This window comes from Sphingobacterium sp. Mn56C (assembly GCF_049319645.1).
Taxonomy (GTDB): domain Bacteria; phylum Bacteroidota; class Bacteroidia; order Sphingobacteriales; family Sphingobacteriaceae; genus Sphingobacterium.
Genome location: NZ_JBMOUC010000002.1, coordinates 207286 through 228248, shown reverse-complemented (window position 1 = coordinate 228248; position 20963 = coordinate 207286). Strand labels below are relative to the sequence as shown.

At 41.9% G+C, this 20963-nt stretch carries 17 protein-coding genes; 12 read left to right on the top strand and 5 right to left on the bottom strand.

Features of this window, described 5'->3' with window-relative positions; genetic code table 11:
• Nucleotide 1 precedes the first annotated feature (1 nt).
• Both ACL9RF_RS08420 and ACL9RF_RS08415 read right to left on the bottom strand, forming a co-directional pair.
• Entirely contained in the window at nt 2-1690 is a 1689-nt protein-coding gene (locus tag ACL9RF_RS08420) for a M56 family metallopeptidase (RefSeq protein ID WP_422800171.1), read from the bottom strand.
• 4 nt (nt 1691-1694) lie between these two features.
• A complete protein-coding gene (locus ACL9RF_RS08415; RefSeq protein ID WP_422800170.1) occupies nt 1695-2054 on the bottom strand; it encodes a BlaI/MecI/CopY family transcriptional regulator in 360 nt (119 codons plus the stop codon).
• A gap of 216 nt (nt 2055-2270) precedes the next feature.
• Here ACL9RF_RS08415 and ACL9RF_RS08410 point away from each other — a divergent pair, with 216 nt between their 5' ends.
• Genes ACL9RF_RS08410 through ACL9RF_RS08380 form a run of 7 tightly spaced genes read left to right on the top strand, consistent with a single transcriptional unit; the run spans nt 2271 to nt 12438 of the window.
• Complete coding sequence (locus tag ACL9RF_RS08410) at nt 2271-2642, top strand: hypothetical protein (protein WP_422800169.1); 372 nt, start codon at nt 2271-2273, stop codon at nt 2640-2642.
• A 3-nt stretch (nt 2643-2645) separates the two neighbouring features.
• A complete protein-coding gene (locus ACL9RF_RS08405) occupies nt 2646-3128 on the top strand; it encodes a hypothetical protein (protein ID WP_422800168.1) in 483 nt (160 codons plus the stop codon).
• A 13-nt stretch (nt 3129-3141) separates the two neighbouring features.
• Nucleotides 3142-4329: a DUF2062 domain-containing protein gene (locus ACL9RF_RS08400; RefSeq protein WP_422800167.1), complete on the top strand. Its 1188-nt coding sequence runs from the start codon at nt 3142-3144 to the stop codon at nt 4327-4329.
• Nucleotides 4329-7985: a 1-acyl-sn-glycerol-3-phosphate acyltransferase gene (locus tag ACL9RF_RS08395; protein WP_422800166.1), complete on the top strand. Its 3657-nt coding sequence runs from the start codon at nt 4329-4331 to the stop codon at nt 7983-7985. Before ACL9RF_RS08400 ends, ACL9RF_RS08395 begins: the two co-directional genes overlap by 1 nt.
• Complete coding sequence (locus tag ACL9RF_RS08390; protein WP_422800165.1) at nt 7957-9507, top strand: phytoene desaturase family protein; 1551 nt, start codon at nt 7957-7959, stop codon at nt 9505-9507. The genes ACL9RF_RS08395 and ACL9RF_RS08390 overlap by 29 nt, the downstream gene beginning before the upstream one ends.
• On the top strand, nt 9497-11161 hold the full coding sequence (locus ACL9RF_RS08385; RefSeq protein ID WP_422800164.1) for a C45 family autoproteolytic acyltransferase/hydolase: 1665 nt from the start codon (nt 9497-9499) through the stop codon (nt 11159-11161). The genes ACL9RF_RS08390 and ACL9RF_RS08385 overlap by 11 nt, the downstream gene beginning before the upstream one ends.
• Nucleotides 11149-12438, top strand: coding sequence for a phenylacetate--CoA ligase family protein (locus tag ACL9RF_RS08380; protein WP_422800163.1), 1290 nt, complete (start codon nt 11149-11151; stop codon nt 12436-12438). The genes ACL9RF_RS08385 and ACL9RF_RS08380 overlap by 13 nt, the downstream gene beginning before the upstream one ends.
• A 13-nt stretch (nt 12439-12451) precedes the next feature.
• On the opposite strand, the gene ACL9RF_RS08375 is transcribed toward ACL9RF_RS08380, so the two are convergent.
• Nucleotides 12452-15340, bottom strand: a complete 2889-nt coding sequence (locus ACL9RF_RS08375) for a DEAD/DEAH box helicase (protein ID WP_422800414.1) — start codon at nt 15338-15340, stop codon at nt 12452-12454.
• A 97-nt stretch (nt 15341-15437) separates the two neighbouring features.
• Complete coding sequence (dapF, locus tag ACL9RF_RS08370; protein WP_422800162.1) at nt 15438-16220, bottom strand: diaminopimelate epimerase; 783 nt, start codon at nt 16218-16220, stop codon at nt 15438-15440.
• A 211-nt stretch (nt 16221-16431) separates the two neighbouring features.
• Here dapF and ACL9RF_RS08365 point away from each other — a divergent pair, with 211 nt between their 5' ends.
• The 5 genes from ACL9RF_RS08365 (at nt 16432) to ACL9RF_RS08345 (ending at nt 20488) form a co-directional block, all read left to right on the top strand.
• Entirely contained in the window at nt 16432-17994 is a 1563-nt protein-coding gene (locus ACL9RF_RS08365; protein WP_422800161.1) for a Do family serine endopeptidase, read from the top strand.
• 139 nt (nt 17995-18133) lie between these two features.
• Entirely contained in the window at nt 18134-18568 is a 435-nt protein-coding gene (locus tag ACL9RF_RS08360; RefSeq protein ID WP_422800160.1) for a low molecular weight protein-tyrosine-phosphatase, read from the top strand.
• A gap of 33 nt (nt 18569-18601) precedes the next feature.
• A complete protein-coding gene (locus tag ACL9RF_RS08355; RefSeq protein WP_422800159.1) occupies nt 18602-18949 on the top strand; it encodes a hypothetical protein in 348 nt (115 codons plus the stop codon).
• A gap of 12 nt (nt 18950-18961) precedes the next feature.
• On the top strand, nt 18962-19717 hold the full coding sequence (locus ACL9RF_RS08350) for a peptidylprolyl isomerase (protein ID WP_422800158.1): 756 nt from the start codon (nt 18962-18964) through the stop codon (nt 19715-19717).
• Nucleotides 19718-19723: 6 nt separating this feature from the next.
• Nucleotides 19724-20488, top strand: coding sequence for an exodeoxyribonuclease III (locus ACL9RF_RS08345; protein ID WP_422800157.1), 765 nt, complete (start codon nt 19724-19726; stop codon nt 20486-20488).
• 44 nt (nt 20489-20532) lie between these two features.
• Here ACL9RF_RS08345 and ACL9RF_RS08340 read toward each other — a convergent pair whose 3' ends face one another.
• A complete protein-coding gene (locus ACL9RF_RS08340) occupies nt 20533-20952 on the bottom strand; it encodes a 6-pyruvoyl trahydropterin synthase family protein (protein WP_422800156.1) in 420 nt (139 codons plus the stop codon).
• Nucleotides 20953-20963 lie beyond the last annotated feature (11 nt).

The following is a 20963-nucleotide window of genomic DNA, read 5'->3' as shown; positions in this document are numbered from 1 at the left end:
TTTATTCCCCTAATTTTTCCTTAAGATGAATTTGCATATCTAAAGACTGCTGCAGGACTTCTAAATTACGGAGGTGTATCTCCTTTGCTCTTTGTTCAATCTGGGCTTGCTTTAATTTCCACGCGGGCGAATTATAGAGGCTTTCAATTTCTCTACCCCGTTTTTCCTGCTCTTTTGCACGCTCCTCTATACGTTTTATTTTTTCGTTAAATGCCGGCGAATTGTAGTATGCAGCCAGTTCTTTTGCTCGTTTCTCTATGCGTTCTACCTGCGCTTTCCATTTCGGTGAGTTGTAGTAAGCTTCCAAATTTTTCATGCTTATTTCAATCATCTGGGCACTTTTTTGGAGCTTACTTTCTATTGTAAGCCACTCCTCAGGGGAGTTAGCCCTGCTGTAAAGCGTATTGGTTTCTTTGCGATCGCTATCCATCGGGTCACCTTTTAGGAATCTTTCGCCACTATCTTCCTTTTGCGCTTTGAGCTCCCAATTCTCCTTCGGTGGAGCCTCTTTTTTAGCACCTCTTAGGGTATCCAACGACAGGTTTGTTGTCTCCAATTTATGCGTCTGCTCGTGATCGATAACCATACTATCCGTAAATGTAAGATGGCCAGAGGTATGCTGGATAGTTTTTTCTGTCTGCTTTACTAATTCCATCGTTATACTTTCCTGAGCGGATAGATGCTCTTTTTCTTTACCCGCAGGTTTTGTCCACGCAATGCCCATAAAGGATAGCGCAACCAGTATCAGTGCCGTAAGCTGGTGTTTGTTATGGTTATATCCAGGTTCTAAATTTTTATGTGTAATGCGTTTTATGCGGTTTAAGAGGCTAAATCTACGGCCAGATGCTGCCATCGCCAATGCCGGCATTGTTTGCTCTTTAAGTGTTTCTACCGATAATAAAGCTTTGGCGTACACGGCCCTGTTTGGATAGCAGTCTACCACACTATCATCGCATGCTTGCTCCCTTTCCAACTCCATATGTTTAGATAATAGCCAAATAAATGGATTAAAAAATAACAGGGTCTCAATGCTTACTTTCACCATGTTAAAAAGGTAATCGTGACGTTTGATATGGGCTAACTCGTGCAGCAGTAGGGTCTCAACTTCGGCTAAGCTTACCTGATTAATATATGCAATTGGAAAGATAACGATAGGTTTTATAAAACCTAAGGTCATCGGTACGGAAACTTTATCGGATACCATAAACTGCACTTTTTTACGCAGATTTAGGGTTTTTAGGGCTTGATTAAACCTATCCTCCCATATTGCTGGTATCAGTAGGTTGCACTGTTTTTTAAACTGATTTAATTTTAGAAAACTAAGCCCCAACAGGCTGCTCTGTATAAACACGCCAAGTAAATATAAAGGCACTATGTATTTGAAGTAGCCTTCTAATCCGGATGTTGTTTCTTGAAACTGAGTGACGTAATGTGCTAGTTCTGCATCTGAAAAGGGGAGGGCGGCAGTCGTTGATCTGCCGTTGCTGTACAGATGAAAAAATGTTCCAATAAAACATATCAGGATAGCAAACTGCGCTACGAAGGCTAGCGCATACCGCACCTTTGCCTTTATGTGGGGTAGTGAAATATATAAGCCATATAAAATTAAGTAAATCGCAATCCCCTGCCATAAGGAGTGCAAAATACTCCAGCCTATGGCATCTCTGAAGGTCTCAAATTGTGGTTCCATACTGCTATTGCTCTAAGTTATCTAAATATTGTTTTATTAAATCAATTTCTTCTTTACTGGCTTTATGGTTTCCTAGGGCCTGCATAACCAGGCGCGCCGTGGAACCGTTGTACACCGTTTCGATCATTTTATCCAAAAACTGGTGTTGGGTATTTTCTTTCTCCAGAATAGCGGTATAGATATGAGTCTTGGCGCTGGTGTCGCGCACGACCATACCTTTATCATGCATAATCTGCATCAGCTTTAATATGGTGGTGTAACCGACATCTTTTTTGTTGAGGGCTTCAAAAACTTCCCGTACACTGCAATGCTCTTTTTCCCAGAGCACCTGCAATATTTCCATTTCGCTTTCTGTTGGTTTCATCGCTTTTATTTTATCTACGAATATTTTCGTAATCAAATCTACGAATGTTTTCGTAAATACAAAATATTTTATTCAATTCCTTGAAAAATAGTTTGATGCGTCTGCCGTAGGAGCTGTTTGAAGGAGGGGCGATAAGTGCCAGCCGGCAATAGAATGTAAGGAAGGTCTTTAGAACTCTACGTACGATTCCCTATATTTGGCAAATAAAGGCAGAATATGTTATTAAAAGATTTCTACAAAATTATTTCTCTAAGTCAAGTTGGAGAACAGAATTATTGTGCGCATATACGTTTAAATAGTGGCCATGCTATTTTTAAGGGTCATTTTCCAGATAATCCAGTTACCCCTGGGGTCTGTATGATGCAGATTGTCAAAGAGCTTACAGAGCAGATATTAGGTATAAATCTACAGCTGCTGCGGTCGTCGAATGTAAAATTTATGGCGCTGATAAACCCGGAAATTAATGCCGATTTAAAGCTTGACCTTGAGATATCAACTACGGAAGAGTCGGTGTATAAGGTTAAAAATATAACCTATATGCAAGATACGGTGGCGCTGAAATTGGTAAACAACTATACGATAAAATAAGATATGCAGGTATTATCAAGTATATTATTCACCCTAAGTTTATGGTTTCAGATTGATGTGGGAACAGTAAGGGCAAATTTTGAAAAGTCTGCTGACTCTAAGGAGGATACAGAAACCTTATACCAATCTTTAAAATCGTACAGCAAATCTGACCCCGTTTTATTGGCTTACAAGGGGGCCGCATATGGTTTAAAAGCACGTTATGTGGAAGATAGGAAGACAAAAAAAGATCTTTTTATATCGGGTGCTAAGGATATTGAAGCTGCCGTAGCGGCGGCATCTGAGAATGTGGAAATTCGCTTTATAAGATTGGTTATCCAGGAAAATACGCCCAATGTATTGAAATATAAGGCAAATATTCACGAGGATAAGCAAATGATTTTAGCTAATTTTGCTAAACAAACCAAAGCGGTTCAAGAGACCGTACGACGCTATGCGGTAAAACGATCGAAAGTTTTTACGGCTAGTGAATTAAGTAAATTATAGTCCACGGTTATTTATGGAGGAGAAACTTGATACTTTAATGCAACGTTTAGGAATTGTGGTTCTTGTGCCGACGTACAACAATCAGCATACCCTGGCGCGTGTTTTGGATGGGGTTTTGACCTACACCTCGCAGGTTATCGTCATAAATGATGGTGCTACGGATACCACAGCTGCGATATTAGATCGGTATACAACGATTACACAGATAGATTTTCCACATAACCGAGGGAAGGGGATGGCCTTGCGTGCAGGACTGGCGCGAGCTCGTGAACAGGGCTATACTTACGCTATTACTATAGATTCCGACGGGCAGCATTACCCGAGCGATTTGGAGGTTTTTGTTCGGGAAATTGAACGTGCCCAAGATCCGGTATTGCTAATTGGTGGTCGTAATATGGCGCAGGATACGGTACCCAAGAAATCTTCTTTTGGTAATAAGTTTTCTAATTTTTGGTTTTGGTTTGAGACGGGAATTAAACTCAACGATACGCAATCGGGCTATCGGGCCTACCCATTGAGGGTGATTCCGAAGCAGTTTTATACCCGGAAATTTGAGTTTGAGATTGAAATTATCGTACGTGCAGCCTGGAATGGTGTTCAGGTAAAAAATGTGCCTATACAGGTGTTGTACGACCCCACAGAGCGGGTTTCGCATTTTAGGCCTTTTAAAGATTTTACCCGCATCAGTATCTTAAATACGGTATTGGTTTTTTTAACATTCTTTTATATTATACCCCGTAATTTCTTCCGCTCCTTTAAAAAAAAAAGTCTGGCCGACTTTGTAAAAGAAAATATTTTTGGAAGTGAAGATTCGGCGGCTAAGATGGCAGCATCCATAGGTTTAGGTGTTTTTATGGGGATAGCGCCATTATGGGGTTTCCAAACGGCATTAGTGATTACCTTATCGGTGTTCTTTCGCTTAAATAAGGTATTGGCATTTACCTTTTCCAATATAAGCTTACCCCCCTTTATACCGCTGATAATTTATGCATCCTTACGTGTTGGCGAATGGTTGATGCCTTCCTCTGCATCTACCAGCACCTTGCTTGTGCATACGATTTCTTTTGACAGCATTAAGGCCCATTTCGTGCAGTATATAATTGGGAGCGTAGCCCTTGGTATTACCATGGCTGTTTGCGTAGGTTTTCTTAGTTATCTATTTATTCGTTCCAGAAAGATTAAAACCGTAACTACGCAATAATGCATCTTTTGTTTTATCATATATATTGCTGGGTGCAACGCCATAAAACCATGTCGGTGGTTTTTGCGGTCTTGTTTCTACTGCTTTTCGGTTTCCTGGCTTCTAAGATTCGTTTTGAAGAGGATATTACCCAGATTATACCTAAAAGTGAAAAATCAGACCTTACTACGCGGGCTATACGACAGGTAAATTTTGCCGATAAAATTACGGTGTTGTTGCAAAAGGATCCTCAGGGCAGTGTCGACGACTTAATTGCTTTAGCAAATAGCCTTTCGGATACACTGCAGCGCGATACTTTGTATTTGAAAGAAATATCAGGGCAGGTGGATCAGGAGTCGATTGCGGAGGTGTATGATTTTGTATACCAGAATATTCCACTGTTTCTAGAGCCTGCGGATTACGATACTTTAGCCTATAAAATGGATAGAAATGCCATCGTAAAAAAGATGGCCGCCAATTTAGAGGTTTTAAGTACCCCGACAGGGTTTGTGGCGGCTGACTTTATTCAGAAAGACCCCCTTGGTTTAGGTCTTATAGGTTTACAGAAGTTACAAAAATTGGGTGTCGGCGATAATTTCACCTTAATTGATGGCTTTATAGGTAGTAAAGATAGTACACAGCTGTTGCTGTTCTTAACACCCAAATATGCGGGTACTGAAACGGAAAAAAATAAAGCCCTTGCGCAGGAGCTATATAGCATTCAGGAGCGGTTGAATGCTGAATTTTTGGGGAAAGCGAAACTCAGTTATTTTGGCTCTGCATTGGTGGCCGTGGCAAATGCAGACCAGATTAAAGCGGATATTTTAAAGACGGTATGTATTTCTATGTCGGTGCTGATGGTTTTGCTGATCTTATTCTACCGCAAAATTTATATTCCGATATTAGTTTTTGTGCCCACAATTTTTGCTGCTGTTTTTGCGTTGGGTTGTTTATACCTGTATAAACCATTAATATCGGCAATTTCCTTGAGTATTGGTGCTGTGCTTATCGGTATTACCATAGACTATACCCTCCATATTTTAACACATTTCAAGAAAAACTCGGATGTAAAGTTGTTGTATAAGGAGCTTACTAAACCTTTATTGATGAGTGGTACGACAAATGCCGTTGCTTTTTTATGCTTGTTGTTTGTGCATTCAACGGCTTTAATTGACTTGGGTATCTTTGCCTCGATAACTTTAGTTGCCTCGGCGGTTTTTACTTTACTGATTATCCCGCATCTATATACCGCAAAGGAGGAGTTGAAACACCATACCTGGTTGGATAAAATTGCGGCCTTCTCTTTTGAACGTAGCCGGCTTTTAATCTGGACTTGTGTGGTGCTTATTGTTATTGGTGTATTTACCAGTAACCGCGTGACGTTTAATAATGACTTGTCGGGTTTAAATTATATGCCTGAGGATTTAAAACATACCGAGCAGGAATTGGATAAATTGACCAATACATCGGCGAAATCTTTGTATATCGTGGCTACCGGAAATACCTTGGATACGGCGCTACAGCGGAATGAGGAGGTTGCCGATTGGTTGGCTATTGTTAAGGACAAAAATTTGATTGTTAGTTTTTCTTCTATTGGAGATTTGTTAAATCCTTGGCAGCTGCAACAGGCTAAAATTGCGCAATGGAATTCCTTCTGGCATTTTCATAATCCGCAACAGCTGATTCGTAATATACAGTATGCAGGCGAAAAATATGGTTTTACAGCCGATGCGCACGATGAATTTTATGATCTGCTGAATAAATCTTTTCAGCCTATAGGGTTACATGACCTCCAGAAACTGCCCAATTCGGGGGTCTACGATTTTGTGGTTCAGCGCAACAACTTTTATACGGTTTCTTCTTTCGTTAAACTGGAGGAGAAACATCGGCAGACCATTGTTCAGGTTTTCGAAAAGATACCTGGGGTTGTGGTGGTCGACAGGAAGCAGTTGAACGAAACGTACCTCGGTAAACTGCGTGACGATTTCAATGCCTTGTTGGGCTATTCTTCTGTCGCAATATTGTTGATTCTGTGGTTGTTTTTTAGTCGTATAGAGCTGGTATTGCTGGCAGCGATACCCATAGGGCTTACGGGCTTGGTTACGGCCGGTTTGATGGCGGTTTTTGGTTTGGAGTTTAATATTTTTAGTGCTATTGTGTGTACTTTGGTTTTTGGCCATGGTGTAGACTTTAGTATATTTATGACTGCAGCGCTGCAGAGGCAGTATACTACCGGTGAGGATGAATTGCAGGTCTATCGTACTTCGATTTTGCTGGCGGTATTAACGACCGTGTTGGCTATTGGAGCGCTGGTATTTGCGAAGCATCCTGCGCTTATTTCCATCTCCTCGGTATCCCTAATTGGCGTCTTTGCGGCTGTTATTATTACCTTTGTTTTCTACCCCTTAATATTTCGCTTTTTTATTACAGATAGGGCGGCGAAAGGGAAATCTCCCTTTACGGTATTTATCCTCTTTTGGTCTATATTGTTGTTTTTTTATTATGGTGTAGGCTGTTTATTACTTTCGGCGATCGCTCGTTTTATTTTTCCACTGCTGCCCCTATCAAAGGACAGGAAGGATCGTGTAATACGTTTTATCGTTGCCAAGTTTATGCGATCGGTGTTGTATGGTTATCCATTGGTAAAAAATAAAACCTTAAATCCATTCGGCGAAACTTTTGAAAAACCTGCCATTATTATTGCCAACCACAGCTCTTTCTTGGACACGTTGAGCATGGGGATGTTGGTTCCTAAAATGATTTTTTTGGTGAACGATTGGGTATGGAAATCACCTATTTTTGGTCGTGCTATACAGTCGTTAGGCTTTTATCCGGTTAGTGCAGGGGTAGAAGAGAGCATTGCTTTCTTACAAGAGAAAGTTAAAAGTGGCTATTCTATTGTTGTTTTTCCGGAAGGAACACGGTCCCAGGATAATGCATTAAAGCGTTTTCATAAGGGCGCATTTTACCTGGCAGCGCAGCTGCAGTTGGATGTTGTGCCTATATTTTTACATGGTAATGGCGATGTACTTCCTAAAGGGGATGTTATTATTTATCCCGGAAAGCTTACTGCCGTTATTGGAAAACGTATAGCTATGGAGGATAGCAGTTTTGGTAGCAGCTATTCGGTGCGCTGCAAAAATATCGCTGCTAGTTTTAAAGCGGAGTTTCAAGATTGGCGCTTGCAGCTTGAGGATGAGCAGTATTTTATCAAAAAGCTTCAGCTGGCTTACCTATTTAAAGATGAAGAAGTGTGTGCCGAGGTGTATCAGAATTTAGAGCGATGGAAGGCTCTTTTTTATAGGCTAAATACCTATATTCCAGCTGATGCTACCTTAATGCATTGGAGTGATACGCATGGCGAGCTGGATTATCTTTTGTCGCTGCAGCAGGGAAAAAGAAAGATTATGGGCTTTATCGAAAATGTAGACGCACGGATGGTTGCACAGAGCATATATTGGCAGCAGCATCGGGATGTTCGTTTTTATGATGGTTTGAAGGCTGCTGATATGTTGCTGCTATCGAAACATTTAATGCAGTCGGAACTGGATAATTTGCCCTTGGATATGTTTACGATAATTATGAATATCAATTCAAAAAATAATTTAGCATTTTTAACGGACAAGGGTTATCGACTAATTGTTAACGATGGCGGAATATCCATTTTCGAGAAATAGTATGGCGCAGGATAGCTATGATATCGTGGTTGTTGGCTCGGGGTTAGGTGGCTTGGTTGCTGCCGTAATTTTGGCCAAAGAGGGGTACCGCGTTTGTGTCTTGGAAAAGAATAACCAGTTTGGGGGAAATCTGCAGACTTTTTCGCGTAACAAAAAAATATTTGATACGGGGGTACATTATATCGGTGGCTTAAGTAAAGGGCAAAATTTGTATCAGTATTTCCATTATTTGGGCATTATGGAAGACCTCCGTCTTGAACCAATGCCGGAAGTGTTTGATGAAGTGCAAATTGGAGATCAGGGGATTGTTTATCCTATAGCGCAGGGATATGCGTCATTTGTAGCGCATTTACTGGAGCATTTTCCGGAGGAGGAATGTACTTTGCGCCAGTATATGGAAGATATACGTGCCATATGTGATGCTTTTCCTTTATATAATGTGGAAGCGAATGGCAATTATCCATCCGACACGTTGACTCAATCTGTAAAAAGTTATTTTGAAAACTTAACCGATAATGTGACTCTTCGTGCTGTATTGGCGGGTACAAATTTCCTATATGCCCCCGAGGGGTACAAAACTCCGTTTTACGTGCATGCGCTCACGGTGAATTCCTATATCCAAAGTGCTTATCGCTGTGTTAACGGTGGTAGTCAGATTTCCAAACTGTTGGTACGGCAACTGCGTAGGTATGGGGGGCAGGCCATACATCGTTCTAGGGTAACGAAGTATATTATGGCAGATAAACAGGTGGCTGCGGTGCAAACTGCAGATGGGAGAGTTTTTAAAGGCCGTATGTTTATATCCAATGTAGAGCCTCAAGCGACCATTAAACAAGTCGGGTATCCTTATTTCCGTTCGGTGTATTGCCAGCGTCTGGAAAATCTCCCGCTAACCGTATCGGCTTTTAGTGCACACCTGGTGTTGCAACGTAAGAAGATCCCCTATATTGCCGCTAATCAATATTACCATGAAGGTGAAGCGCAGTTGTGGTCTAGTGCAGACTATAATGCTGAACAGTGGCCACAGATGTATATGCTGTCTATGACGGCAGATAAGGAGTTTCCACAATATGCCGATACGATTACGGTTTTAAGTTATATGCGTTTTAATGAAGTGGAGACTTGGGCAAATTCGTCGAATACCATCGTGTCGCCTAAGTCCAGGGGGGCGGCATATAAGGCTTTTAAAGAGGCAAAAATTGCTGCTTTGGTCGATAAGGTTGCCGTACGCTTTCCGCAGTTAAAGGATAGCATAGTCTATAGCTATGCCTCCTCACCCTTGTCGTACCGCGATTATATTGGCACTTCATCGGGTTCTATGTACGGCCCGTTAAAAGATGTAGAAAACCCTTTGTTGAGTCATATTTCCATCTCCACAAAAATTCCGAACTTATTTCTTGTAGGGCAGAACATCGGTATGCATGGGGTGCTGGGGGTAACTATTGGAGCTGTCGCAGTTTGTGGAAAAATTGTCAGCTTAGCTACGCTTATAGATAAGATAAAAGCGGCGAATGATGATTAAATATTTAAGTCTTTTACTATTGCTATTTATACTGTTCTCTTGTCATTCCAGCAAGAAAATGGCAGCGTATGGAAAGGCAGGGCACTATGCTACGGATTCCCTTTGGCTTACCTGTGAGCAGGATTCTTTAAGGGTCTTAAACACAGGGGATTATTTGGTACATAGCCCTTATGGTAACTGGGAGTTGTATGTTTCGGGAAATCCTGCGCAGTTGGGGTATAAGGAGGGAATGTTGGCACAACAGCTTTTTAGACAGCAGCAGGCGATATTTATGGATAAGCTCGAGACGATGGTGTCGTCGAAGATTAAACGCCGATTTATCATCAATTTTCTGCATTGGTATGGCCGTAAAATGGATAGGTATATTCCCGAGCCGTATTTAACGGAGTTGTATACCTTATCTAAATCGTTGGATAACACGTATGCCTATGCAGGCGACAATTTCCGTTTGTTGTTATTTATGCATGCTGCTCATGACTTGGGGCATGCCTTGCGGGATTTGGCCATTGTAGGCTGTTCCTCTGTGGCATCCTGGGGTAGTAAAACGGTTGATGGGAAGCTGCTGATCGGCCGCAATTTTGATTTTTATGTCAATGATGCCTTTGCCGAAAATAAAGTGGTCTATTTTGTACGGCCGGAGCAGGGTATTCCCTATATGTCGGTGTCTTGGGCGGGTATGATTGGCGTTGTCTCGGGCATGAACCTGCAGGGGCTTACAGTTACGATGAATGCCGGAAAATCGTCTATTCCGTTGTCGGCAAAAAAGCCGATATCTATTGTCGCTAGGGAGATTTTGGAAAAAGCTTCTACCATTGCAGAAGCCGTTGCCATAGCGGAGCAGTCGCAGGTATTTGTTTCTGAATCCTTGATGATTGGCAGTGCAAACGATAAAAAGGCCGTGCTTTTAGAGCTGTCGCCCAAACATATGGATGTTTTCGAGGTGGATAATGCGGAGCAAATTATCTGTACCAATCATTTTCAGTCGGCTACGTACCAAAACGATCCAAGAAATTTAAAGCATATTCAAAATAGCCATTCTCAGTATCGGTATGAACGTTTGAGCGAGCTTTTGTGGCAGCAGCCTAAACTTAACCCGGCCCAGATGGCCGACATATTGCGTAATAAAGAAGGGCTGAATGACGCCGCCATAGGGTATGGAAACGATAAGGCTGTAAACCACCTGCTGGCACATCATGCCTTAATTTTTCAGCCTGAAGATCGCTTGGTGTGGGTGTCGAATGCTCCCTACCAATTGGGGGCCTTTACGGCTTATGATTTGAATAAAGTTTTCCACAGTGATAATTTTCGCACTTCTTCACAAGTTGTTGATTCACTGTTGATACCGGCGGACCCTTTTCTGTTTTCCACAGGTTATCAACAGTATGAGGAGATGCGTCGACAATCGGATAGCATTGCACATCAGCTGCATACGAAGGGTGTGCTGACAGCAGGTGATATTCAAAAATATCAGGAATTGAACCCTCATTTATGGATGGTTTATTATCTTTCAGGAAAATATTGGATGGCCAATAAGGCTTATAGCAGTGCATCAGCGGCTTTTGAGCAGGCATTGCAGTGCTTATTGCCGACCATACAAACTGAACGTAAAATCTTAAAGTTGAAAGCAAAGGCAGATAAAAAATGGAAACAATAGCATATGCATCCCAGCAAGAAATTGAACTATATCAAACGGCATTGTTGAAGAAACAATTGCTTTATCTTGCGGAGCACTCTCCTTTTTACAAAAGGCTGTTTGCGAAAAATAGGATTGACGTGCTGGAGATACAAAGCCTTCAGGATTTACAGCGTCTACCTACAACCAGTAAGAATGATCTACAGCGTTATAATGATGATTTTCTATGTGTTCAAGCACAGGAGGTTATTGATTATTGTACGACCTCGGGTACTTTAGGGGCGCCTGTAACTTTTGGCCTTACGGAGGCTGATTTGGATCGGTTGGCGCAGAATGAAAGCTGCTCTTTTGAGACGGTGGGCGTAAAGAAGGGCGATATTGTACAATTAATGACGACTATGGACCGCCGGTTTATGGCGGGGCTAGCTTATTTTTTGGGCTTACGTAAACTTGGTGCCGGCGTAGTGCGTGTAGGCTCGGGTATTCCGCAGATGCAGTGGGATTCGATTTTTAAGTATAAACCAAAGTACCTTATTGCAGTGCCTTCTTTTATATTAAAAATGATTGAGTTTGCGGAGCAGCATAATATGGATTATAAAAACTCGAGTGTGGAAGCTGTTATTTGTATCGGCGAGGCACTACGAAAGCCGAATATGGAAAATACCGTATTAACCGACAGAATTTTGGCCAAGTGGGATATAAAATTGCACTCGACTTATGCTTCTACAGAGATGGGGGCTGCGTTTACCGAATGCCAGCACTTTCAAGGGGGCCATGTGCAGCCGGATCTTATAATTACAGAGATTGTCGACAGCCAGGATCTAGCCGTTCCTGATGGCGATTGCGGCGAATTGGTTATTACAACACTAGGGGTGGAGGGCTTACCTTTATTACGCTTTAAAACCGGTGATATGGTGCGTAAACATAGTAGCCCCTGCGCTTGTGGGCGTAACACTTACCGTATAGGGCCTGTAGAAGGGCGGTTGCAGCATATGGTGAAGTATAAGGGGACAACCTTATATCCACCAGCTATGCACGATGTATTAGCGGGTTTTCCGGAGGTCTTATTACATCAAATTATCGTGTCGAGTAATGAAATTGGGACCGATGAGATTTTAATACGTTTGGCCACTGAAAAACGCTCTGATGCTTTAATGAATGCCATTAAAGACCATTTTAGGGCGAAATTGCGTGTAGCACCGAGGTTAGAATTTTGCGATTTCGATGTATTGCAGCAATCCGTATTTCATCCGTTAAGCCGTAAACCAATAACCTTTGTTGATAACCGGCAGCAGTAAATGCGGGATGCAATTAGCGCAACAGCTCTTGTAAATCATCCTGAGATAGGGATTTTACAAAGCTCTCTTCGGTGGTAACTAAAGAGGTTGCCAATGATTTTTTACGGTTCTGTAGGGCGACAATTTTCTCCTCTACGGTATCCTTGCTAATAAATTTATAAATAAATACATTCCGTGTTTGTCCGATACGGTGGCTACGGTCTACTGCCTGCTGCTCTGCAGCGGGGTTCCACCAGGGGTCTAAAATAAAAACATAGTCGGCCTCGGTAAGGTTCAATCCGACACCACCGGCTTTCAATGAAATCAGGAATACCTTGGTATCTTCGTTATTTTTAAACTGCTGCACCGCCTCGGCTCGGTCTTTGGTAGCTCCGTCAAGGTAAGCATAAGCCCTATTTTTTTTGTCTAAATACTTCTTGAAAATGTCCAGATGTTTCACAAATTGAGAGAAAATAAGAATCTTATGTCCCTCGGAAGCCACAGCGTCTAACATCTCCAGTACAGCATTAAATTTTCCGGAACCATCCTTATAAGCATTATCCAGCATTTTAGGGTGGTTTGCCAATTGCCGTAACTTGGTTAACCCCTGCAGTAAGGCGATTTGTGTCGCTTTGCTGCTGCCTTGAGTAGGCCCTTCTAATAAGGCATTTCGATATTCTGATTTTGTGGTTTCGTACAGTTCGGCCTGAGCCTCCGTCATATCGCAGTAAATGACCTGCTCCGTTTTTGGGGGCAGCTCTGTCGCTACCTGGCTTTTGGTACGGCGTAATACAAAGGGCTTTATAATAGCTTGTAAGCGTTTTGCCGTATTTTCATCCTTTTTCTTCTCAATAGGGATCACAAAATCCTTTTGGAAGAAGCTGTAGCTGCCCAATAATCCAGGGTTGCTAAAATGCATCTGAGACCAAATATCAGACACCGAATTTTCTATTGGTGTCCCACTTAAAGCAAGCTTATGTCTGCCCTTCAGCGTTTTTACCGCTTTGAAAGATTTCGATGTTGGGTTTTTAATGTTTTGACTCTCGTCTAGGATGATATAATTAAAAAAGAAGTTGCTTAACAGGCTTTCATCGCTACGTACTATCCCATAGGTGGTAATGACCAAGTCAAAATGTGTAAAGGCGTAGGGATCTTTAAAGCGATTTGATCCGGTATGTAATAAAATCCGTAATTGTGGCGCAAATTTGGACGCTTCTTTTTGCCAGTTATACACCAATGATGTTGGTAATACCAATAAAGAAGTTTTACTCTGTTCTGTATTTTTTAAGTCCTCCTTTTGTTTTTGTAACAGGGCCAATGTTTGCACCGTTTTTCCTAGTCCCATATCATCGGCCAATACCCCCCCGAATTTATACTGCTGCAAGAAGTGGAACCAGTTGTATCCAGCCTGCTGGTAAGGCCTCAGCTGCCCTTCAAAGGCTACAGGAGCCTCTGTATGGCCTATCTCTTCAAAGTTACTTAGGTTCTTCAGCTTGCGACTCATGGTCAGCGCCGTATGCTCCGATATTTCGTGTAGCACCCCAATATGCGCTTTATTAAGCTTTAAGGTGTCTTTCTGTAAGGCAAACTGGAAGAGATGTTCATATTGCGCAAACCACTCCTCAGGAATAATTGCAATCTCACCATTGGGCAAGGTAAACTCTTGCTTGCGGTTTAATATATGGTCACGAAGTTGTACAAAGGGTATTTTATACGGGCCAAAATTAGCGAACGCGCGCACATCAAACCAGTCGTTATCTTCGACAACCTCAATATCTAAGGATGTTCTACCAATAAAAAACTGCTTATCACTGGTATCTTGTTTTATTTCGTAACCTTTTTCGGCCAATAGATCTTGGTGCTGGCTCAGCCATTCGAAGACCGTAGCATACTGGTTTTTATCGGTGCTGTAACTGCCAAACAGATAATCCTGGCGCTGCAGACCTATACGCTCCAGGAAAGCATGTTCCTGCTCTTCAAATACAAGAGACCGCTGTATGCGGGTAAAGGTATACGCGTCTGTATCCTCCTGATAATTTAAACGTACAGAAACCTTATGGTCGGATGCGGTAGCGAAATTATAGGAGCCATAGTTGAAGCTTAGTTGTAAGTACGACTGTCCGTCGGGGATATAATGTAAAGTAAGCCGTGGTGTGGCTTTTTCGCGAATAGTTTGGATAGAAAACCCTTCTGCATATACCGAATACCTTTCTATTAATCCTGCAACAAAGGTCTCAAAATATTTTCTTTCTGTATTTCGGGATACCGAAATGTAGCGCTTGTTGAGGAATGGAGATAGCTTTTTCCCTTCCAAATGTTGGTCAAAGAAGTACAAGGTATTTTCCAATAACAACCAAGCTTGGCTATTGATAATAACATCGGCATCCTTAAACATAAACTCCATACGTAGGCCTTTATATTTTAAGGTCGGAAAATAGCGGGTTTCATTTTCATTCCTACGGAAATGAAATAGTACAGAGGTGGCCTCCTCAGCAATCTGCAATGGATGCTCAGCCGGATAACCATCTGTTTTACTCATCAGGTAAATGGGCTTTTTATGGCTGTTTATAAGCGCCAGCGCCTTAAGCAGTTTATTTTCTAGCTTTGGACGTATGTTGTCATAAACGCTGCTGTCGAATATTTTACCGAAATAGTCTGCCGGACGGATAGGTTTTTTATGGTATTTTTTGATAACATGCGTCTGCTCGATTTCGTCCAGCAGGTTAATGATTTTGAGGTCCTGCTCATCTAGCACCTTAGCAAATTCATCGACAGTGTTTGTAAATACACGCTTATACGATAGAGATAAAGAGCCATTGGCATTAAGTTGTACAATATGGGGCTCAATAAGATAACCTAGGTATGGATGTTTACCTAGGGAATAAATCAGTTTATAGGGAAGCGTAGTATCTATCTGTTGCATCAAAGTATCTATCCTCTTAACGAAGGGTTCTAAGATAGCTTGAATTTATAGTATGTGAAAATTTAATGTATAATAACGCGGATATCTTGCGCAAACACTATATTTCACCTTGGAATACATAGTTTGCAGGGCCCTTTAAAAATACCTCCGTAAAATTATTCCCTTGCCGGTTAAAAGCGATCGATAACTGTCCGCCAACTACACGAATTGGAATTTCTATTGCGCCCGTTAAATCCCGGCTTAGCGCTACTGCCATGGCTGCTGCCGTAGCACCAGTTCCACAGGCGTAGGTTTCGTCTTCAACACCGCGTTCAAAGGTGCGTAAGAAATATCCCTGTCCTTCGGCTTCAATAAAGTTTACATTAATACCACCAGCTTTACCATAGGTTGCATTATTGCGTATAGCATAACCTTCCTGATAGACGTTAAATTCTTGAAGGTTGGTAACTTCGGTAACATAATGTGGCGAACCCGTGTTTAATACAAAAGCATCTGCATCACGGTCGACTTGATGTACGTCTATCATACCCAGATTTACCTGATCTGCCGTAATATCTGCAATATGTTCGCCATCTACTGCCAAAAAGACAGTCTTGTGTGTGATGATTCCCAGATCACGGGCAAAAGCAACAATACAACGTCCGCCATTTCCACACATAGTACCTTCTTTTCCATCGGCATTGTAGTAAACCATTTCAAAATCATAGTTTTCTACCGCTTGAAGTAGCATTAATCCATCCGCACCAATACCAAACCTTCTATCGCATAATTGATGGACTAAAGACTCGTTGTTACGGTCAAAACCACCGCTTCGGTTGTCGATAAGTATAAAGTCGTTTCCGGCGCCTTGGTATTTGAAAAAGGTAAGTTTTTTGCTCATATATTTTGAAATTTCCAATGAAATTAATATTCTTGTTACAATCCATGTTTGCCAATGTTAAAACATGTTAAAAACCAATAAAAGACCACTTAATTAACAAAATTTAACTGACAATCTTGTCGTGGTCCCTACAGATGGTATTACATTTGATTAATACAACATGTGACATCATGGAACACACAAAGTTAAAAATTTTAAAACAGCAATTGATATGAAAAAAATTGGAGTTACATTATTAACAGCTGTCTTAGGGGGTGCTATAGCCGTGGGTGGCTATAAATTGTTTGAGGGAAAACAATTAGACAATATGACCTTTGAAGAACAGCAAAAGGTGTATTATGCTAAGAATCCTTCTGGAGAGATGCTATCCTCCACAGGGAACCCTGATTTTACGCAAGCAGCAGCGGCGGTATCTCCAGGTGTAGTACACATAAAAGTTACCATGGCAGCTAGAGCATCGCAGCGTGGCGGGGGCGGTTCTGGTAGTCCTTTTGATATGTTTGAAGAGTTTTTTGGCATGCCACAGCAACGTAGAGGTGGGCAGCAACCGCAGCGGGCACCTCAGCAGGCCTCAGGGTCTGGCGTTATTTTAACACCGGATGGATATATTGTAACGAACAACCACGTGGTTGAAGATGCAGATAAAATACAAGTGCAGTTAACCGATAATCGTACCTATGAAGCAAAGGTTATTGGCCGTGACCCGAATTTTGACTTAGCATTGTTAAAAGTTAATGCCACAAATCTGCCTATTGTAAAAATGGGTAACTCAGACGATGTGCAGGTGGGTGAATGGGTATTGGCTGTAGGCTATCCGATGGGTTTACAATCTACCGTTACGGCGGGTATTGTAAGTGCTAAAGGTCGCCGTATAGGTATATTGGACGATTCGGCACAACAGCGCGGCTTTAATCAGGACCCGAATGAACCTATTGTGAATACGGCTATCGAATCTTTTATACAGACCGATGCGGTGATTAACAAGGGGAACTCTGGCGGTGCCTTGGTAAATGCACGCGGCGAACTTGTGGGTATTAACTCGGCAATTGCATCACCAACAGGTACCTATGCCGGATATGGCTTCGCTATACCGATTAGTTTAGCCAAAAAAGTGCTGGATGATTTCAAAGAATTTGGTAGTGTAAAACGTGGATATGTGGGTATAAGTTTTACAGAAATGAATGAGGCTTCACGCAAGCAATATGGTATCGATGATATCAACGGGTTGTATGTGAACGATGCGATTAAAGGTGGTGCCGCCGAAGCTGCGGGTATCAAGAAAGGTGATATTATTACCAAGATTGATGGTAAAGTTATCTACGGTTCTCCGGATCTTCAGGAACGTATCGGTCGATTGCGCCCAGGTGATAAAGTGAAATTAAGCGTTAAAACTGGCGGTAAAGAACGTGATGTTACGGTAACCTTAAAAGGGGAAGAGGCTACAAAAACTAGTCGTGGCGGCGATGAAACGAGTGCTAGCGCTACAGAGATTTTCAATAAATTAGGTGCCAGCTTTATTCCGGCTACGGATGCACGTAAAAAAGAACTGGGAATTAACTCGGGTGTTGTGGTAACGCAGGTACATCGCGGTGGAGCTTTTGAGTATTACGGTGTTGAACGAGGATTGGTGATTACGGAAGTTAATGGTAAACCAGTGAATAATGTGGATGATGTAGAATCGGCTTTAGGAAGCACAAAACGCAATAACGTAAGTGTTAAGGGGGTGCCACAAAAAGGTACAATCCTACAGTTTAACGTGCCTTTGCAATATTAGACAATTAGTAGAATAATTTGTATATCGTAAAATGAGCTGCTCTTTCTAAGTGCAGCTCATTTTTTTGTTTATAGCGCTGTATCGCAGGCTTCAATTAAACCGACTTGTTTTTCGTTTTTATATTATAGACTTTTGTGCTATGAAAATTTTAATGGTTTGTTTAGGAAATATATGCCGTTCGCCATTAGCGCATGGCATTATGCAACATATAGTCGATGAAAAAAAATTAAACTGGGAAATAGACTCTGCAGGCACCGGAGATTGGCATATTGGGCAGGCGCCAGACCGTAGGTCTATTGCGGTAGCGAAAAAATATGGTGTGGATATTTCGGGGCAGCGGGCACAGCATTTTACTGCGGATCTGTTTGCTGTATATGATAAAATATTGGTCATGGATGAGCAGAACTATAAGGATGTGTTAAAGCTGGCTAAAACAGATGCAGAGCGGGCTAAAGTTTCCTTATTTTTAGCGGATGATATTGTTCCCGATCCGTATTTCGATGACGCCTTGTTTGAACCGGTGTATAAAATGGTTTATAACCGCTGTTTAACATTGGTCGATGTATTTAAATAGGCGTATTTTTTTTACATTTGATTTGACAATTTTATGAAAGCAGCGGAAATAAATAGAAAATGGGAAGAACTTCGCGGCATTATAGCCGAGAAGTTTGATATGGACTTGCCAGATATTAAGGTTATTTTATTTTTAATTGGTGTGCAGGAGTTAGGCCATGGGCCGAAGACATTTTCGAAACGTGAAAAAGAGGAGTTGATGCATATTGCTAACTGCCGCCTTTTTAGTGCCATGGGGTTCTACGAGCTGGAAGGTCTGGACGAGCAGGGTTGGCCACATTGGAAACTGGTGAAACCTATTCCTAATTATACGTTGATGGAGCAGGAGCTGATAATGAAATCCCTTGCTATAGCGTATTTTCAAGAACTAGAGCTTATATAGATAACTTTCCTTATGCGTATAATACTTACTTTAATCCTAGCGATTTTTATGTTGCCCGTGTTGGCACAGAAACCTCAACATTATTATGTCGAAATTCATACAGATAAAGGCAATATGTTGCTACAGCTGTATAATGAAACCCCACAGCATCGTGATAATTTTAAGAAGCTGGTAAGCGAGGGTTTTTATGACTCTTTGCTTTTCCATCGTGTTATCCGCAATTTTATGATTCAGGGTGGAGATCCGGATTCTAAACGTGCTGGGGATAATGTTTTGCTGGGGGAGGGCGGCCCGAACTACAAAATCCCTTCAGAGATACGGGATGGTATTATTCACCAGCGTGGGGCCTTGGGTGCCGCACGTGATAATAACCCGGCGAAAGAATCGTCTGCATCGCAGTTTTATATCGTTCAAGGAAGACGTTTTTCTGCCGCAGGGCTGGATTCTTTGGAGACCTTCCGTATGCAGGGTAAAAAAATGACCGATTTACAGCGTAAGGTTTACACGACAGTGGGTGGTACGCCGCATCTGGATGGTAACTATACCGTTTTTGGGTATGTGATTAATGGTATAGAGACTGTAGATGCTATCGCTAGTGTAAAAACAAATGAGCAGGATAGACCTCTGGAAAATGAACGTATGTATATGCGTTTGCTTACACGACGTGAAGCCTTAAACCAAGAGCGTATTTTAAAGGGGTTAAAGCCGAATACGGGTTTCTTTTTACGTTTATTGGATGGCTTCAAATCAAAACATTATAAGCTTTAACGGTGCATGAAAATTATTACCTATAATGTCAATGGGCTGCGTGCTGCATTGAAAAAAGATTGGTTGGGCTGGCTGCAAGGTGTGGGCCCGGATGTGGTATGCTTACAGGAAATTAAGGCTACGCCAGACCAAATTCCTGAAGTTAAACAATTAGAAGCCTTGGGCTACGAGCATTACTGGTATCCGGCACAGAAAAAGGGGTATAGCGGGACGGCGATTTTCACGAAAATATCGCCTAAACATGTGGAGTATGGTTGCGGTCATGAAGACTATGACTTTGAGGGCCGTGTAATCCGGGCTGATTTTGAGGATGTTTCGGTGATGTCGACCTACTTTCCGTCGGGAACAACGGGCGATGCTCGGCAGACTTTTAAGTATAGATTTTTGGACGATTTCTATGCCTATGCGCATAAATTACTTGCCGACCATCCGAATTTAATTGTATGCGGCGATTATAACATCTGCCACCGGGCTATCGATATCCATAATCCTAAATCCAACGCTAATACTTCGGGATTTTTACCGGAGGAAAGGGAATGGATGGAAAACTTTATTAATTCCGGCTTTATTGATACATTTCGACATTTAAATCCGGAGCCTCATCAGTACACCTGGTGGAGTTATAGGGCTGGATCTCGCGGCAAGAACCTCGGCTGGCGTATTGATTATAATATGGCTTCTGCGGCCCTACGTGATCGCATTGTAGGGGCTCGTATTTTAGCCGACGCGGTACATTCGGATCACTGCCCCGTATTATTGGAAATAAAATAATTTACGTTATAAAAAAAGGTTCGGCATTTTTGCCGAACCTTTTTTTATAACGTATATGTTGCCGAACATTTTCTTGTTTCCTCTACTTTACAATGAATCAATCGGCAGGGATAATCTGCCAATTGTTGGGGTGCCACCACCTCTACCAAGTACTTCGCCATATTCTCTGCCGTAGGGTTGAACGGTACCACAACCAGGCTTTCGGCAGTAATTTGTTGTAACTGCGTAAGTAAAGGGTCCTTTTCCCAAATCAAAAATTTATGATCATAATTGTCTTCCAACCATAGGCAAAGTTTTTCTTTGATAACTGAAAAATCTAATACCCGGCCAACGCTATCTAATTCCATGGCTTCCACCACAAAGTGAATTCTATAATTATGACCATGAAGGTATTGACATTTGCCTTCGTGTCCTACCACTCTATGTCCACATGAAATATCGTGATATCTTTCTGCTGTAATCATAAGGCAAAGAT